Genomic DNA, 16,895 nt, shown 5'->3' on the forward strand with positions numbered 1-16,895 from the left:
ATTATTCTCCCATACAATAAACAGCTGATTCTGCAAAAGTGCGTTTCAACTGGTATCCATTAGCAATTAAAGAAGCAACCATTGTATCTACTTGTGTTCTGTCAGCTGCATCAACAGGATTTCTCAGGCACACATTAGAAAAGACCTTTTTTACTTGGCATCGGGCAAATTTAGCGCTATGGGCTAGTTCTTGTCCCATTGATTTAGCGCCGCTACCGGAACCTGGTAGAGCTTGATCCCAACCAATTAGCTGATTAGGGCCTTTGCGCCAATAGTTAACCCAATTGTCATCTGGAGTAACGAAACCTGAGGGAAAGTTAAGGTTATTATTAAAATACTTGGAAACAACACGAGTACCGGTAACCGAGTCAGTTTGGCCTACACTGTTATAAGTGAGCTGGCCATTATCACCGTCTGGATCGGTTTCTACATCATATTGGTAATTATAGTAGGCAAAAGATTGAATCATAGGATCCATACCCGCATGGCATCCATAACACGAGTTCATAAATATACGGCTGTCGCCACCTGGGCTTCTAGAAACATCTTGGCGAATTTTATCTGCAGCTCTTTCAATATCTTTAAGGGGTTCGAGATCATCACAGAGGTGGTTGATTAAAGTGAATCGAAATAATGCGCGATTAGTTCCATCAATTAAAAATGCTTTAGCCGATGCGCGCGAAGTTAATACACCTGCTGTTGCGGCTGATTCAAGTCCTGTGACTGAAGACTGAGTTGCTTGCTCAAGAGTTGTGCTTAATGGTAATGCTCTAGTTTCCATTTGCGCATAGTGATCATTATTTGAGTTTGAATAAGCGGGCAACCCTGAACCTGATTGACCAACATATAAAATGTCACCATGTAACATTTCTCGAATATCGACATTATCCCTGATCATACCAATTACCGTCGCCGTGTAATCATTGAGTGGCGCGAAAACTGTTTGTGGTTCATTCGTCCAAGGTGTGATCCAGTTTTTTAAAGTAACGCTATAAAAAGCATCATTGTCCATTGCAGTATAAGCGGCTGCTATGGCGTCATTTGCAGTTATACTCGCTTGCATATCGTTAAGAACTGTTTCTGACGGTGGAATACCAGCAAGGCGGTCATGAATACGTTTGGCTTGCTCTCGTGAACCGGCCGAAGCATTAAAAGAAAGTGTAGCGATAACCCCGAACGCTAAGCACTTTATAACGTGGCTTACTGTTTTTTGTGATGATAGAACTCGCATCATAGACTCTACCTAAATTAAAATTGGATTTGAAGACCTTAAACCTACCAATTACTGTAAACAACAAGCATGTGTTATACAAGAGGTTGATTTATTGTGAATTATTATACCCTAGAACCAATTTATTATAGCGTAAGAAAATTTCTTTTTTCGTGATATCTCGCACAGAAAAGATTATCAAATTTAGGGATAATACCGTTTACTTGTGAAAACGCTCCGTTCGTACAAAAGCTAGTTTTCCTGATACGTTACACACGTTACAAATTTCAATATCAAGGTTCAAGTTAACCAACAACTCTTTGCTATTCTAATAACTTGATGTAGATTACTTGAAGCTTAAACAGTTTAAGTGTCCTGATTATTAAATTATCTAGTGGGATCGTTAATGAATAAGACGAGTCAGTTTTTTGTTATTTCTACAGTGTTGTCAGTTCTTTTTAGTTGTACTGGCAGTGATGGTGGGGTGGTCAATTCTGGTCAAGAACCTGATCCTGTCGTTGTCGACTTTCCTATTGCTTATATCAAACGTCCACTTCCGGTTGAAGTTGATGATAATGGTAATGAAACACCTGTGATGGCATCCCTTCGTGAACCAGTTGGGTTTAACCCTGGCGCTGCTCTTTACATTAGGGACAGAGCGACTCCAAGTGCCAGTGAAACCAATATAACGGCTCAAGCCTTTGAGGCTGATGCTCTTTATGATGTTAAAGATATTGAAGTGTCTTACGATGGGAACAAACTGCTTTTTGCTATGAGAGCGCCTGAACTTGAAGATGTTGATGAAGAAGATCAACCTAAATGGAATATATGGGAATATGATCGTACAACTCAGGTTTTAAGGAGAGTTATTGCCTCGGATATAACGGCTGAAGCAGGTGATGATGTTGCACCTCATTATTTGCCTGATGGGCGTATTGTGTTTGCATCAACCCGACAGCGCTTGGCTAAAGCTGTATTATTAGATGAAGGAAAACCCCAGTTTAGCGCGTTGGAGGAGGACCGACGAGTAGAGGCGCTTGCCCTACATGTAATGAAAGATGATGGGAGTGAAATTACCCAAATCACTTTCAATCAAAGCCATGATATGGATCCAACTGTATTAGATAACGGGAAAGTTGTTTTTAGTCGATGGGATAATGTTGCTCCGAATAATACAATAAATTTATATCAGGTTAATCCTGATGGTACTGGCTTGGAAATACTATATGGTAGACACAGCCATGATAGTGGAACTGATGGAGCGACAATTGAATTTATTTCACCCAGACAAGTTGAAGATGGGCGTTTATTGACTCATCTTAAGCCTGCTGTAACGAGCCGGTTGGGTGGAGAATTAGCCTATGTTGATTGGCAAAATTTTATTGATATCAATCAGCCTGTTTCCGGTAGTTCTATCTCGGGAGCGGGGCATGTGACAGCTACCCCATTTGAAGTTCGTTCTGATGATGAACCGTCAATTGGCGGTCGTTTTGCTAGTGTTTATCCGCTTTATGATGGCTCATCGCGATTGTTAATCAGTTGGTCTCCATGTCGTTTAGATGAGATGGATGATAACAACAACCCCATTATTGTTGAGTGTACAACTGAAAAACTGGCCGAAGCTGGTGCTGTTGAAGCTCAACCTCTTTATGGTGTCTGGATATATAACCCGGCAGACCAAACTCAGTTGCCAATTGTTATTGCTGAAGAGTCTGTTGTTACACATGAAGTTGTGGCTTTAGCTCCGAGAAATTTACCAACTGTAATTGCTGACTCTGCACCTAGTGCTGATGTCGATTTGGTTTCGGAAAATGTTGGTATTGTGCATATTAAAAGTGTTTATGATTTCGATGGACAAGATATGAGCCCTACAGGAATAACTGCATTGGCTGATCCTGCACAAACTTTAGCGGCAGATAGGCCTAGTCGGTTTTTACGAATTGTAAAAGCTGTTTCAATGCCTGATGATGATCTAGTCGAGCTCGATGGCACTGCTTTTGGCAGAAATAGAGGCCAACTGATGCGTGATATTTTGGGGTATGCTAGGGTTGAACCAGATGGCTCGGCAATGTTTAAAGTACCTGCTAACGTTGCATTCTATATTAGCGTACTAGATGCTAATGGCCAGCGTATAGGCGGCCGTCACCAAAACTGGATGTCTGTAAAAGCGGGAGAAGTCAAGCAATGTAATGGCTGTCATACCCGAACAAGTGAGTTGCCGCATGGTCGTATGGAGGCTGAAGCGGCTTCTATCAATCTTGGCGCACCAGTTACGGGTTCACCATTCCCAAATACTTCACCTGCATTATTTGCTGATCAGGGAGAAACTATGGCTGAAGTCTATTCTCGTTTAAATGGTTATCAAACTTTATCTGTAAATATTAATTATGATGATGTTTGGACTGATCCGGTAGTAAGAACTCCTGATACTTCATTTAGTTATAGTTACAGCGACTTACGTACTCCCTCTCCAACTACTTTAGGATGTTTAACTGATTGGAATGGTTTGTGTCGAATAACGATTAACTACCCTGATGTCATTCAACCAATTTGGAACCTAACTCGCCAAGTGTTAGATAATGATGGTAACTTAGTTCAGGATAATACTTGTGTTAGCTGTCATAGTCAGACTGATGCGATGGGGCAGCTACAAGTCCCTCTAGGACAATTAGAGTTAGTTGATACTCCTTCAATTGATGAGCCAGATCATTTAACTTCATATCGTGAGTTGATGTTTAATGATAATGAATTAGTTATTATGAATGGAGCACTGGTTGATCTATTGCTTCCCGCTACTGATGCAAATGGGAACCCTGTGTATGAAGTTGATGCTGATGGTAATTTAATTCTAGATGCGAATGGTGATCCTATACCTGTAATGGAAGGGGTTAATGTACAAGCATCTATGAGTAGTAATTCAGCTTTAGCTAGTCAAAGATTTTTCCAGGTATTCAACTCTGGTGGCTCTCATGAAGGGTGGTTGAGCCCAGCAGAATTAAAATTAATTTCAGAATGGCTGGATATTGGTGGTCAATATTATAATAATCCCTTTGACGTACCACAGTAATTTAGTATTCAATAGACCTATTGAGTTTTGGGAATAAAAATAAATTGATTGATTTTAAGTCAAATATCAAAAGACTTTTGATATTTATTTTAATAATAAGTTGTACTAACGCCGTTGCTGATGAGGAAGAAAGTTATCAGCGAGTCGAAATTGCAGATCCTTTCATTGAGTTGCATACTGGCCCAGGTCGGGGATATCCTGTTTTTTACATTGTGGAGAAAGGACGACAGATTCAATTAATTAAAAAAAAGACTCAATGGTATAAGGTAAAAACCCCTCGCGGAAAAGTAGGGTGGGTGCATGAAAATGAAATGGAGCATACTTTAACACCTTCTGGAGAGCAATATAAAACGAACAAGCCTGATCAGGAAGGCTTCATAAACCGAGATTATGAAGCTGGGGCACTATTTGGTGATTTTGGTGGTGCTAATGTGATGTCTATTTATGCTGGTTGGAATTGGACTCCTAATATATCGACAGAGCTGGTGTTATCTCAAGCATTAGGTAACGTGTCTGATATTCAGTTTGTTAACCTGAATATTATGCACCAACCGTTTCCTGAGTGGCGTGTTTCGCCTTATATAAAAATAGGAAGTGGTATTATTGAAACAAAACCAAGGGCAACGTTAGTTCTACCGGCGGATCGTAAAGATGAAATGGTACATGCTGGTGTTGGTTTTCGTGTTTATATTTCAAGACAATTTTTTATTCGAGCGGAGTACAATTCGCATACAATTTTAACTAGTAGAAACGACAACGACGAAGTAGAAGAATGGAAATTAGGATTCAGCGTATTTTTCTAAAATACAGCCTTATTGGTTTGCTCAGTTTATCTTCTTTTCAAATTCTTGCGGTAGAGCAAGAAGAAGAGGTTGAAAGTGGTATTTCAAATATCAAAGTATTTGATCCCCAAGTTGAAAGACGTGAAGTGGATAAAGATGCGATTGATACAGAAAATTGGGAAATTGGACTTTACTATGGTGTGATTAGTATTGAAGATTTTGGTGCCAACGATATCGTAGGTGGTACCATTTCATACCATGTTACAGAAGATCTATTTTTCTCAGCGAATTATGGCGAAACAGAAGCAGACTTAACCAGTGCTGAAATATTAACAGGAATATCTGTTTTATCTGGTGATAGGGAATATAAGCATTATGATCTCTCACTAGGTTTTAATATTCTACCCGGTGAAGGCTTTTTAGGTAAAGATATCGCTTTTACCAGTAACTTTTATTTGCTTGCTGGCTTAGGGAGTACAAATTTTGCTGGAGATAATCACTCAACAGCTGTTGTAGGTGGCGGTTATCAAGTCTTATTTAATGATTGGTTTTCGCTTAACTTAGCAGTAAGAGACTATATCTATAAGATTGAAATAGTTGGCTCTAAAACTGCGAGTGATTTGGAAATTTCAACAGGTTTCACGATATTTTTCTAGCTTGTAGCTATAATCGATTTACGCTTAACGACTTAATAGGTTTTTATATGAAAAGTAGTTTATCCATCAATAGTAGGTTAATTGTTTTGAGCAGAATAGTGCTTATTAGCTTTTTTGCTTTGTTCTCTGTGAATACTTTTGCTGAGAAAAAAGTAAAGGCTCCTGATTTTACTTTAAAAAGCCGTTCGGGTGAAAATGTACGCTTGTCTGATTTTAGAGGGCAAGTTGTACTTTTAAACTTCTGGGCTTCTTGGTGTGGGCCTTGTCGTCAAGAAATGCCCATCTTAGATGAAATACACAAAAAATATGAAGCCTTAGGCTTTTCTGTATTAGGTATAAATGTTGATGCAAAATCTGAAAAAGCCATTAATTACCTAAAAGATACGCCTGTTAGCTTTCCTGTTCTTTATGATGCCAAAAGCAAAGTGAGTGAGCTTTATAGTGTTTCTGCAATGCCAAGTACAGCGCTGATCGATAGAGATGGAAATGTTCGCTACATACATCCAGGGTATAAGGCTGGCGACGAAGAAAAATATCGTAAAAAAATTAAAGCCCTCATGCGAGAGTAATATGAAAAAAGTCACCAATATTTATTGGCGGATTTTAATTATGGCAATGTGTATTATTGCTTCTGGCTGTTCGTCATTAAAGCCTTGGTTAAAGCCTTATGAAAGGCAGAACTTAGCTGATCCAATTATGGCATTTAGCAGAGCACCAATATCTGATAATTATTTTCATCATGTATTCCAAGCGAGGGAAGGTTCGAGAGGTGCTGAAGGTAGTGCTGGAGGTGGTTGTGGTTGTAATTAATCGGCTTAAAGTTATTGTTGGAATTGTTTTCTGTTGTGCTTTTATCAGTACTGGTATTTTTGCTGCAATACTGCCTGAAGATCGCGCTGATGCTTTGTATCATTATTATGATGGGGGTGGGGTTGATATTCAGGGACCATCAATTCTGGTTCGAAAATCAATTAAAGATAAAGTTTCAATTTCTGCTAACTATTATATTGATAATGTAAGTAGTGCCTCGATTGATGTTGTTACAACTGCTAGTGCTTATACTGAGCGGAGAATAGAAAAAAGTGTTGGACTTGATTACCTTCATGATAAAACAATCATGAGTTTCAACTACACAAAAAGTGATGAAAATGATTTTTCCGCGCGTTCTGCTCACTTTAGCGTTAGTCAGGATTTTTTTGGTGATTTGACGACTCTTAATATTGGGTATTCGCAAGGGTGGGATGAGGTTGGCAAAAGAGATGAGCCTGATTTTTCTGAAGATGCCGATAGAAGGCATTTTAGGGTTGGATTATCTCAAATATTAACTGGTAATAGTTTGGTTAATATCAGTTGGGAAACCATCACCGATCAAGGAAAAGTATTGAACAACCCTTATCGTTCAGTTCGTTATCGCGAGGCAAACACTGAGCAATATAGCTATCAGAGTGAGATCTATCCAGATACTAGAACTAGTGATGCTTTTGCAATAAGAGGGATGTATTATTTACCTTACAGAGCTGCTTTAAAGTTAGAACTAAAACAATTTAGTGATACTTGGGGAATTGAAGCTAATACCAGTGAAATTGGATATGTACACCCGTATGGCGATGATTGGATTTTTGATTTTAAGGTAAGACATTATTCTCAGACTAATGCTGATTTTTATAGCGATCTGTTTGATAGGCTTGATGCCCAAAATTTTTTAGCGAGAGATAAAGAACTCAGTACATTTTCATCATTAACGATTGGCATAGGGGCTAGTTATAAAAAAGAGCTTAAAGATTGGGATTACATCGATAGTTATAGTATTAATTTAAGTTTAGACAGAATTCAGTTTGACTATGAGGATTTTAGAGATTTAAGAGTAGTTGCTCCTGCTGGCACGGAACCTTTATATAGTTATGATGCTAATGTTATCCGCTTTTATTTATCTGTATATTATTAGTAAAGTGTTTTAGTCTTGAATTAATTAAAAAAGCGCTTTATGCGCTTTTTTAATTAAAGTTAATCTTGGGCATGGTCCAGTTTTTCTCTGAGTCGTCATACTCTACTTCGATACCACCTAAGTCATTGTGATTGTTAACAATATCGATAAATTCTTGATAAGCATATTTGCACTCTGTTTTACTGGTATAAGGGCCGTAGTTAATTCCCTCACGTGTTTTAAAGTACCAATTACCAGATTCACAAAAAAAACGTCCAGAACGGTTAAATTCAGGCAAGGTCTCGCCATATCTTTGTATATAAGGTGAAGTTGGTGAGGGCATTTGATCCTCCTTGATTCCAAATTAATAAAATTTAAACAAGTTACTAATATGACAATAGCATTAAAAGTTAGCTGGCGAAACAAAACTCTCATAATTATTATATGATTAGTAGATATTTTTAGTTAAAAGGGCATTTACTAGGAGTTAGTGGATTAAAGTGGCCTTACTTATTAGTGTAAATAACTATTCATTTTCTGCTAGCTGCTGGTATAAAGCCGGCCAAACTCGAATGCTTTTAACCATGTTGGATTTTACTTGTAGTATTTCCATTGGGTAACCCGCAAGACGCATTCCCGTACCCGGCTGAGGGATTGCTTCAATGTACTCTAGTATTAAACCATTTAAGGTTTTTGGGCCATCAGTCGGTAACTGCCATTTTAATGAGCGATTAATTTCTCTAATGGTTGCACTACCATCAATAATGATACTGCCATCACTTTCTTTTTGGATATCTTTACTAGAGTCTGAAAAATCTGTTGTGAACTCACCAACAATTTCTTCTAGAATATCTTCTATGGTAGCTAAACCAAGAATATCTCCATATTCATCGACAACTAATCCGATTCTTAATTTTTTTCTTTGAAAATTAAGTAGTTGTGTATTAAGCGGAGTACCTTCTGGAATAAAGTAAACTGGAGTAATCGCATTGAGAATGGCTTCTTTAGTAAAGTTCTCTTCATCGTAGGTCAATAGCTTTACTATTTGTCTGGCATTAAGGAAGCCTTCAACATTATCTATCTCATCACGGTAAACAGGTTGTCTGGTATGAACCGAGTGTTTTATTTGGTTAATAATTTCATCGATAGGCTGTTCTATGTTAATTCCTGTTATTTCGTTTCTGGGTACCATAATATCTTCAACGGTAACTTGCTCAAGATCTAAAATACTTAACAACATTTTTTGGTGGCGTTTTGGGATAAGAGCCCCGGCTTCATTAACGATAATTTTTAATTCATCAGAGTCTAGGCTATCTCCATTTTCTTGGTCAATTTTTACTCCCAGCAATTTAAGCAGCGTATTGGTAATCGCACTTAACCCAATAACTAGCGGAAAACATAGTTTATATAGAGGCATTAATACATAAGAGGCCGGAAATGCTATTTTTTCGGGATGTAATGCAGCTAAAGTTTTAGGGGTGACTTCAGCAAATACCAGCACAATAAATGTTAGCCCAACGGTATTGATTATAAAACCAGCATCTCCCCATACTCTCACGCAGATGATAGTTGCAATTGAGGCGGCTAATATATTGACAAAGTTATTACCGATAAGAATAAGTCCTATCAGGCGATCGGGTCGTGAAAGTAATTTTTGAGTTAAAATTGCGCCACGTATTTTCTTTTTGGCTGAATGTTTTAGTCGATAACGGTTTAGCGACATCATTCCTGTTTCTGAGCTAGAGAAAAAGCCAGAACATATAATTAGCACAACTAATATTATTGTTAACGTTGTTGTTGATATTTCTTCCAATTTGGGAGGCTCTTTAATGTTTGATAAAAACTAGTTTAATAAAAACTCAATAACGAGCTTACTACCAAAATAGCCTAATAGGAGTAAAAATATACCAAGTAGGCTCCACTTTGCTGCAAAAACACCTCGCCAGCCTTGTACATATCGGCCAAACATTAATATCGCTAAAACCACCCAGGAGGCGATGGTTAGGATAATCTTATGTAGTACCTGGTTTGACTTCTGTTCTGCTGGCAATAGTACAACTAATAGAAGAGAAAAGCTCATCAGTATAAATCCGATTGTTAGCAACTGAATAAGATATCGTTCCATTTCTTGTAAGGAGCCTAGCCAACGGTGAATATTGGCAGGGTGTTTACGTAGTCCTTTATCTAAGTAAAGTACTAGAGCCGATTGAAGTGCCGCTAGCAACAGAATGCTCATGGCTGCAATGCCCGTGAGTATATGCAACAAATTCAGTGGCTTACCATTTAATTGAATTGGACTCAAACTTTTAAAGAGAGAAGCTTCAACAATGCTTATTGCTGCAATAGGTAGTGATATCAATAAAAGCGAGTAGGCTTGATGCCGCATTAAATTCCAGCCAACCATGCACATCGCTAGCCAAGTTGTCATGCAGAAAATATTAAAAAGGGCTAGATTTTGGCCATTGCCACCATCAATCAACGCATAAGATAAATAGCCATGGCAAAGTACTGCGAAAACAAACGCAGTTATTGATACCTTGTTGAGTTCTTGACCTTGAGATAAACGCTTCCAAGTATAAATAAACAGCCCCGTATATAAAGCGACGCTTATCGACTCAAGAATGACTAAAAGCAATTGATTATTCCGTTTATAAAGTTACGCTCATTATCTGATAGAGAAGGTTAGCTGTAAACTATTATTAGAGAGTTTGCTTATTGCTGTCATGATATAGCTCAAAATTTGAATAGTTTAACAGTGCTTGTGATGGATAATAATCTGGCTATAATAGCTGGCACTAGAAAAGTGTGATTTTTAGCAATTAATTAGGAATATCTAATGTTTGATAATTTAAGTGATCGCCTTAACCGGGTGCTTAAGAAAGTTAGTGGTAAAGGTCGAATTACCGAAGACAATATTAAAGCGACTCTTAGAGAAGTTCGCATGGCATTATTAGAAGCTGATGTCGCATTGCCTGTGGTTAAAGAGTTTGTGACCAAAATAAAATATCGAGCACTAGGTAAAGAGGTTAAATCTAGCTTAACGCCTGGGCAAGCATTTATTAAAGTGGTTAATGATGAATTAGTCAAAGCTATGGGGGAGGCTAATGAAACACTTGAATTAAAAGCAACACCGCCAGCAGTAGTATTAATGGCAGGTTTACAAGGGGCAGGTAAAACAACTTCAACAGCTAAATTAGCCCGCTATTTAATAGAGCGTGAAAAAAAGTCAGTGATGGTGGTGAGTGCTGATGTTTATCGCCCCGCAGCGATTCAACAATTAGAAAAAGTTGCTGCTGAAGTTGGTGCACAGTTTTTCCCTAGTAATATAGAACAAAAACCTATCGATATCGCGAAATCTGCGATTGCACAGGCAAAGAAGGAATTTGCAGATGTTTTGATTTTAGATACTGCAGGACGTTTGGCTGTTGATGAAGAGATGATGGCCGAAATAAAAGCGTTACATGCTGCGGTTAAACCAGCTGAGACACTTTTTGTTGTTGATAGTATGACGGGGCAGGATGCTGCTAATACAGCCAAAGCATTTGATGAAGCATTACCTTTAACAGGTGTCATCTTAACTAAAGCTGACGGTGATGCTCGTGGTGGTGCTGCTTTGTCTATAAGACAAATTACGGGCAAACCCATTAAATTTATCGGTATGGGAGAGAAATTAGACGCTCTTGAGCCATTTCATCCTGAAAGAATTGCTTCTAGAATATTAGGCATGGGCGATATGCTTTCTTTGATTGAGGAAGTTGAGCGCAAAGTTGATAAAGATAAAGCTGAGAAGTTAGCCAAAAAGGTTATTAAAGGAAAAGGCTTTGACCTTGAAGACTTCAGAGAACAGCTGGTACAAATGAAAAGTATGGGAGGGATGAGTAGCATGCTCGATAAATTGCCTGGTGTAGGTAATCTTCCTCAAGCGGCTAAAGATCAAATGAATGATAAATCTACATTGCATATGGAAGCCATAATTAATTCTATGACTCTTAAAGAGAGAGCTGCTCCAGATATGATTAAGGGATCACGTAAAAAACGTATTGCAAATGGTTCTGGTACTGATATTCAAGCGGTTAACCGCTTATTAAAACAATTTAAACAAATGCAAAAAATGATGAAGAAAATGAAAGGGAAAGGCGGCATGATGAAAATGATGCGCGGTTTGCAAGGAATGATGCCTCCTGGTGGCGGTGGTGGAATGCCTCCAATGGGAAGGTAACTTATAAATAAGAGGGTTAAGAAGGGAAATTTGAGCATTTAGCACTAAATATATGGGGAAAACCAACAAAAGTGTCATAAATAGGCAACTTTAAGTTCGAAAAGGGTTCCCAAAAGCAGTGTTTAAGGATAAAATGCGCGTCCTTTGTGGTCTGGGGAAATTTTAACTGGGTTAAACTGGTTATTTCTCTGGAAAATAGTTAAGAATTTAGAGGAATATTAACGCATGGTAACCATACGTTTAGCTCGTGGCGGTTCAAAAAAACGCCCATTTTATCACATGGTTGTTACTGATAAGCGTAATGCCCGAGACGGCCGTTTTATTGAGCGTGTTGGCTTTTTTAACCCCGTTGCAACGGGCCAAGAAGAGCGAATTCGTGTTGATAACGAAAGAGTCGAATATTGGATCGGTCAAGGCGCACAATTAAGTGATAGAGTTAAAAAACTTTGTAAAGATAACAAAGCAGCTTAGTTTTATTACCCTATATTTATGATGAAAGAATCTCCGGTTGTTATTGGTAAAATAACTGGTGTCTATGGGGTTAAAGGCTGGGTGAAAGTTTTTTCACATACAGAACCTCGTATCAATATAGTGCAATATAACCCTTGGTTTATTCGCCAAGGGAAAGAATGGAAAGAGTTTCGTCTGGTTAATGGAAGAGCCCAAGGAAAAACTATTGTTGCTCAAATAGATGGAATTAATGATCGCAATCTTGCTGAGGCAATGATTGGTAATGAAATTGCTATTGAGCAAAGTCAGTTAAAAAAATTAGGTGCTAACGATTTTTATTGGCGTGATCTTGAAGGTCTTGAGGTTATTAACCAGGAAGGTACCTTAGGTTCTATATCACACCTAATTGAAACTGGTGCTAATGATGTAATGGTGGTTCATTTAACACCAGAAAAAGCAAAAAAGCGAAAAATGAAAGAAATAATGATCCCTTATTTAATGGACGATGTAGTGAAGAGCGTCGATCTTGATAACAAAAGGATCCAAGTTGACTGGGATGATGAATATATCTGAGTCATTAATCAGGTTTTCGGCGATAAGCCTTTTTCCTGAAATGTTTGCAGCGGTTACTGAGCAAGGTGTCGTTGGTAGAGCAATTAAAAGTGGTAAAGTTGAGGTTGATTTAATCAACCCTAGAGACTTTACAACTGATCGTCACCGTACTGTTGATGACAGACCATACGGTGGTGGGCCTGGAATGTTGATGAAAGTAGAGCCTTTAGAAAAGGCAATAGAGTCAGCAAAAGCTAGTATGACAGGTAGAGTTGTTTATTTATCTCCTCAAGGAAGAAGAATTGATCACACAATAGTGAGTCAATTAAGTCAGGAGAAACATTTGATTTTAGTTGCTGGTCGATATGAAGGTATTGATGAGCGTTTATTAAATCAACATGTTGATATGGAGTTATCATTAGGTGATATTGTTTTAAGTGGTGGAGAGCTAGCTGCAATGGCAGTGATTGACTCTGTAACACGTTTGTTACCTGAAGTTCTTGGACATAGTGAGTCTGCAACGCAAGACTCGTTTGTTGATGGTTTATTAGATCATCCTCACTATACAAGGCCCGAGGTGTATGCTGAAGCAAAAGTACCTGAAGTATTATTGAGTGGTAATCATCAGCTAATAGAACGTTGGCGGTTACAGCAAAGGTTAGGGCGAACTTGGTTAAAGAGACCTGACTTGTTAGAAAATAGAGAATTAACCCAGAAAGAGCAAATTTTGCTTGAGGAGTTTCAAAGTCAACAGGCTTTGAATGATACCGATTCGTTAGATTTAAGAAACCCAGGAGTGGACAATGAGTAAAATAATTGATCAACTGGAACAGGAACAAATGAGTAAAGAAATCCCTGAATTTGCACCAGGTGATACTGTCGTTGTTCAAGTGAAAGTTAAAGAAGGTGAGCGTGAACGTCTTCAGGCATTTGAAGGAGTTGTTCTTGGTGTAAAGAACAGAGGTTTAAACTCTGCTTTTACAGTAAGAAAAATTTCTTATGGTGAAGGTGTAGAACGTGTTTTCCAAACTTATAGCCCTATGGTTGACAGTATTACTGTTAAGCGTCGTGGTGACGTACGTCAAGCTAAACTTTATTATTTACGTGAGCGTAGTGGTAAGTCTGCTAGAATCAAAGAAAAACTTGATGTAAAAAAATAAGTTAGACACTTATTTGAATAAAAAAGCGCCTCTAAGGCGCTTTTTTATTGAATGAAATAAATTCTTATGAGTAATCATTGCTGCTTGAAATACTCAGTTTTACCCTGTTAGCACTTTCTGGTTGAACCGAAAACTCGACAAAAAAACCTGCCATAGCCAGCGACTCCAACAGTAATACAGGGATAATTACTAGATGAATGATTAAGCCTAATTCAGTCGTAAAATTAATATATAGAAGTGCGATAGATTTTATGAGGCAGACTATAAGTGCCAGGTGAGTTTTAAATTTCATAACGACTACCTTTTATATTATTGCGAGTAGATGCTTATGGTATGAGGTTTATTGAAACTTTAATATTGGCAATATTGACTAAAAAAGTGCTAATATTGACAAGTGTGCAATGGAACGGTGATTAATGAATGAAAGAAGTTGCTATATTAGTGAGTGATAATTGTGTAGGAACTAGTGTTATTGGGCCTATAGACGTTTTTAATATTGCAAATCAGATATGGAGTCACTTAGAACCAGATGCAGCACCACTATTTCATATTCGAGTTGTTTCAAAGAATATTGAACCTGTGAAAACTTCTTCTGGTGCCGTAATTAATCCTGACACATCATTATCGAAAATAGAGTATTGTGATTTTTTGTTAGTTCCTTCTTATTATCATCAATCTATCAATAAACGAGGGCTCGATGAATTTGTTATCAAGCAGAGAGAAAATTACAAAGATATACTGCGTTTACATCAAAGAGGCACAATGATTGGTGGGAGTTGTACAGGTACTTTTATTTTAGGAGATTGTGGTTTGTTGGATAATGCATATGCTACTACAAGCTGGTGGTTACAAAAACAGTTTGTCACTAGTTTTCCAAAAGCTCATTTATCAATGGATGAATTAGTTGTAGAGCACAATAATATTTTAAGTGCTGGCTCAACAACCTCTTATCTTAACTTATGCCTTAGAGTGATTGAACGGTTAGTAGGTAAGCATATCGCAAATTTAGCATCAAAAATTTTATTGATTGATCATAATCGTTCATCGCAAATACCTTTCATGACTTTGGTCGATAATGTCAGGAGTAAAGATGATGTTATTGCAAAGTGTCAGGATTGGTTGCAAAGCAATTTGGCTAATCCTATTACTTTGGAAGATATGTCAAATAAAAGCGCAATGAGTAAAAGAAATTTTATTAGACGATTTAAAAAAGCGGTTGGAGAAACGCCTGTCACCTATTTACAAAGGTTAAGAGTTGAAGCTGCAAAAAGGTATTTAGAAACAACCAATTTGAAATTAGAACAAATACTCGAAAAAGTAGGTTATGAAGATATGGGAGCATTTAGAAAAGTATTTCAAAAATATACAGCGTTAACGCCTAAAGCTTATCGTGTGAAATTTTCTTTAAGTGTATCAAATGCAAATTAATGTTTGAGAAAAGTTGATTAGATTTAGAGTTTATAGTTTGCCGCTAGCTATATGGCTAGCAGCAAGTTGAATAGTGAATAATAAATTGAAAAATTAAAATATTTTGCCTTGCCCTTTTATTTTTGTTGTGTCTAGTCTGCTCGGTGTGTCTGTTCCATTAACAAGTGTTTCACTTGCTTCAACTAAAGTTTGGACGACTTGTGTCATTGATTTTAGATCGAGGCTTTTTATATCATCACTTGGTTTATGATAGTGCTGGTCTTTATCGATTTGTGAGCTAGAAAAACTATGTGCAGGTACTCCTAATCTAGCTAGAGTTGCATTGTCAGAACGATAAAAAAGTTTTTGTTCTGGATAAGGATCAGGATGGATTTTTGCATTAGTTAAGTTCTTATTGAGAATGTTGGCCAAATCAGAACGCTCATAACCTGTCATCCATAATTGGCCGGAGCCAAAGCGAGATGGTTTACCTATCATTTCTATGTTTAGCATAGCAATGACTTTATTAGGATCTATTTTTTTTGAAAAGTATTTAGAACCATATCCTCCTATTTCTTCAGCAGTAAATGCTGCAAATACTAAAGTTCTCTGATTATTTTTCTTTTTTGAAAAGTAATTAGCTATGTTTATGACAGCCGCTGTGCCCGAAGCGTCATCATCGGCACCATTATAAATAGTATCTTTTTCTAGCTTAGGATTGTTTCCAATATGATCATAATGCGCAGAAAATAAAACGTTTTCTTGTTTTAGTTTTTTTCCTGGTAATACACCTATCACATTTGTTAGCCTTTGCGAAATAACTTTTGATGACATTTTACTTTTAAACTGAGTTATTTTTAAATTATCAGTTAAGGCAACAACTGCTGATGGTCCAACATTCGGTTTAAATTTTGTTAGTCCTTTCATAAAGTGTTGTCGATATCGATTAAATATTTCAGAGTGAACTCTATCAACAACCACTAAAGTATCTACCCCTTGAGAATTAACCTCTCTCATTTTTTTTCTGAAATCGTCTTCTTTTAAAATCGGTTGAATTTTTACTTTAGACTGTTTAGTCCAATTTAACTCTTTATAACTGGTGAGTAACATAATATCTTGTGATGAAATGTTTTTACCATTTAAAGATAATTGATATGAATCTGGACTAATTTGATAAATATTGAAAGATTGTTTAAAACTGTTTTCTCCAGCTAAAGGTTCTAAACCCATTGAAGAAAAACGTTTGGCAATATAGTTGGCGGCTTGATCTATTTCTTGAGTATAAGTACCTCTCCCTTTTAGTTCGTCACTTGCCAAATAAGAAACATCTTCAGTTAATTCTTCAAGAGAAATATTATTAGCTGATGTAATATTGGTAATAGAAAAGCAACAAATAGTTAAAATAATTGCATGTTTTATTTTTCTTAATGAGAGCATCAACTTATTCAAACCTATATTAATTTTTAAT

17 protein-coding genes are annotated in these 16,895 nt (G+C 37.2%); 12 read left to right on the forward strand and 5 right to left on the reverse strand.

What is annotated here, in order from left to right; translation table 11 throughout:
• Window position 1: 1 nt before the first annotated feature.
• Entirely contained in the window at window positions 2–1,234 is a 1,233-nt protein-coding gene (locus ACT5E3_RS09655) for a hypothetical protein (protein WP_444998097.1), read from the reverse strand.
• Between the two features lie 382 nt (window positions 1,235–1,616).
• Here ACT5E3_RS09655 and ACT5E3_RS09660 point away from each other — a divergent pair, with 382 nt between their 5' ends.
• From ACT5E3_RS09660 to ACT5E3_RS09685, 6 genes are read left to right on the forward strand one after another with little or no spacing between them, the layout of a single operon-like run.
• Window positions 1,617–4,277: an HzsA-related protein gene (locus ACT5E3_RS09660; RefSeq protein WP_444998098.1), complete on the forward strand. Its 2,661-nt coding sequence runs from the start codon at window positions 1,617–1,619 to the stop codon at window positions 4,275–4,277.
• 44 nt (window positions 4,278–4,321) lie between these two features.
• A complete protein-coding gene (locus ACT5E3_RS09665; RefSeq protein ID WP_444998099.1) occupies window positions 4,322–5,080 on the forward strand; it encodes an SH3 domain-containing protein in 759 nt (252 codons plus the stop codon).
• Window positions 5,050–5,715, forward strand: a complete 666-nt coding sequence (locus ACT5E3_RS09670; RefSeq protein ID WP_444998100.1) for an outer membrane beta-barrel domain-containing protein — start codon at window positions 5,050–5,052, stop codon at window positions 5,713–5,715. The genes ACT5E3_RS09665 and ACT5E3_RS09670 overlap by 31 nt, the downstream gene beginning before the upstream one ends.
• A 47-nt stretch (window positions 5,716–5,762) precedes the next feature.
• Window positions 5,763–6,284: a TlpA family protein disulfide reductase gene (locus ACT5E3_RS09675; RefSeq protein WP_444998101.1), complete on the forward strand. Its 522-nt coding sequence runs from the start codon at window positions 5,763–5,765 to the stop codon at window positions 6,282–6,284.
• Between the two features lies 1 nt (window position 6,285).
• Window positions 6,286–6,525: a DUF4266 domain-containing protein gene (locus tag ACT5E3_RS09680; RefSeq protein ID WP_444998102.1), complete on the forward strand. Its 240-nt coding sequence runs from the start codon at window positions 6,286–6,288 to the stop codon at window positions 6,523–6,525.
• On the forward strand, window positions 6,512–7,660 hold the full coding sequence (locus tag ACT5E3_RS09685; protein WP_444998103.1) for a DUF3570 domain-containing protein: 1,149 nt from the start codon (window positions 6,512–6,514) through the stop codon (window positions 7,658–7,660). The genes ACT5E3_RS09680 and ACT5E3_RS09685 overlap by 14 nt, the downstream gene beginning before the upstream one ends.
• A 49-nt stretch (window positions 7,661–7,709) precedes the next feature.
• On the opposite strand, the gene ACT5E3_RS09690 is transcribed toward ACT5E3_RS09685, so the two are convergent.
• The 3 genes from ACT5E3_RS09690 to ACT5E3_RS09700 all read right to left on the reverse strand — a co-directional run bounded on the left by ACT5E3_RS09690 (window position 7,710) and on the right by ACT5E3_RS09700 (window position 10,274).
• Complete coding sequence (locus ACT5E3_RS09690) at window positions 7,710–7,982, reverse strand: DUF6316 family protein (protein WP_444998104.1); 273 nt, start codon at window positions 7,980–7,982, stop codon at window positions 7,710–7,712.
• Between the two features lie 183 nt (window positions 7,983–8,165).
• On the reverse strand, window positions 8,166–9,452 hold the full coding sequence (locus ACT5E3_RS09695; protein WP_444998105.1) for an HlyC/CorC family transporter: 1,287 nt from the start codon (window positions 9,450–9,452) through the stop codon (window positions 8,166–8,168).
• 30 nt (window positions 9,453–9,482) lie between these two features.
• Window positions 9,483–10,274 carry a cytochrome C assembly family protein gene (locus tag ACT5E3_RS09700; RefSeq protein ID WP_444998106.1) on the reverse strand — a complete coding sequence of 264 codons (792 nt, stop codon included), beginning with the start codon at window positions 10,272–10,274 and terminating at the stop codon, window positions 9,483–9,485.
• A 201-nt stretch (window positions 10,275–10,475) separates the two neighbouring features.
• Here ACT5E3_RS09700 and ffh point away from each other — a divergent pair, with 201 nt between their 5' ends.
• The 6 genes from ffh to ACT5E3_RS09730 all read left to right on the forward strand — a co-directional run bounded on the left by ffh (window position 10,476) and on the right by ACT5E3_RS09730 (window position 15,448).
• Window positions 10,476–11,858 carry a signal recognition particle protein gene (gene ffh / locus ACT5E3_RS09705; protein ID WP_444998107.1) on the forward strand — a complete coding sequence of 461 codons (1,383 nt, stop codon included), beginning with the start codon at window positions 10,476–10,478 and terminating at the stop codon, window positions 11,856–11,858.
• A 225-nt stretch (window positions 11,859–12,083) separates the two neighbouring features.
• Window positions 12,084–12,329 (forward strand): 30S ribosomal protein S16, encoded by a 246-nt coding sequence (gene rpsP / locus ACT5E3_RS09710; protein ID WP_444998108.1) that lies wholly within the window; start codon window positions 12,084–12,086, stop codon window positions 12,327–12,329.
• An 18-nt stretch (window positions 12,330–12,347) separates the two neighbouring features.
• Complete coding sequence (gene rimM / locus ACT5E3_RS09715) at window positions 12,348–12,881, forward strand: ribosome maturation factor RimM (protein WP_444998109.1); 534 nt, start codon at window positions 12,348–12,350, stop codon at window positions 12,879–12,881.
• A gap of 7 nt (window positions 12,882–12,888) precedes the next feature.
• Window positions 12,889–13,671, forward strand: coding sequence for a tRNA (guanosine(37)-N1)-methyltransferase TrmD (gene trmD / locus ACT5E3_RS09720; protein ID WP_444998592.1), 783 nt, complete (start codon window positions 12,889–12,891; stop codon window positions 13,669–13,671).
• Entirely contained in the window at window positions 13,664–14,020 is a 357-nt protein-coding gene (rplS, locus tag ACT5E3_RS09725; protein WP_444998110.1) for a 50S ribosomal protein L19, read from the forward strand. The genes trmD and rplS overlap by 8 nt, the downstream gene beginning before the upstream one ends.
• Before the next feature lie 420 nt (window positions 14,021–14,440).
• Window positions 14,441–15,448, forward strand: a complete 1,008-nt coding sequence (locus ACT5E3_RS09730; protein ID WP_444998111.1) for a GlxA family transcriptional regulator — start codon at window positions 14,441–14,443, stop codon at window positions 15,446–15,448.
• Window positions 15,449–15,541: 93 nt separating this feature from the next.
• Here the strand turns inward: ACT5E3_RS09730 and ACT5E3_RS09735 are convergent, their stop codons facing one another.
• Window positions 15,542–16,864: a M20/M25/M40 family metallo-hydrolase gene (locus ACT5E3_RS09735; RefSeq protein ID WP_444998112.1), complete on the reverse strand. Its 1,323-nt coding sequence runs from the start codon at window positions 16,862–16,864 to the stop codon at window positions 15,542–15,544.
• Window positions 16,865–16,895: the final 31 nt, after the last annotated feature.

Source organism: Aliikangiella litoralis (genome assembly GCF_052495765.1).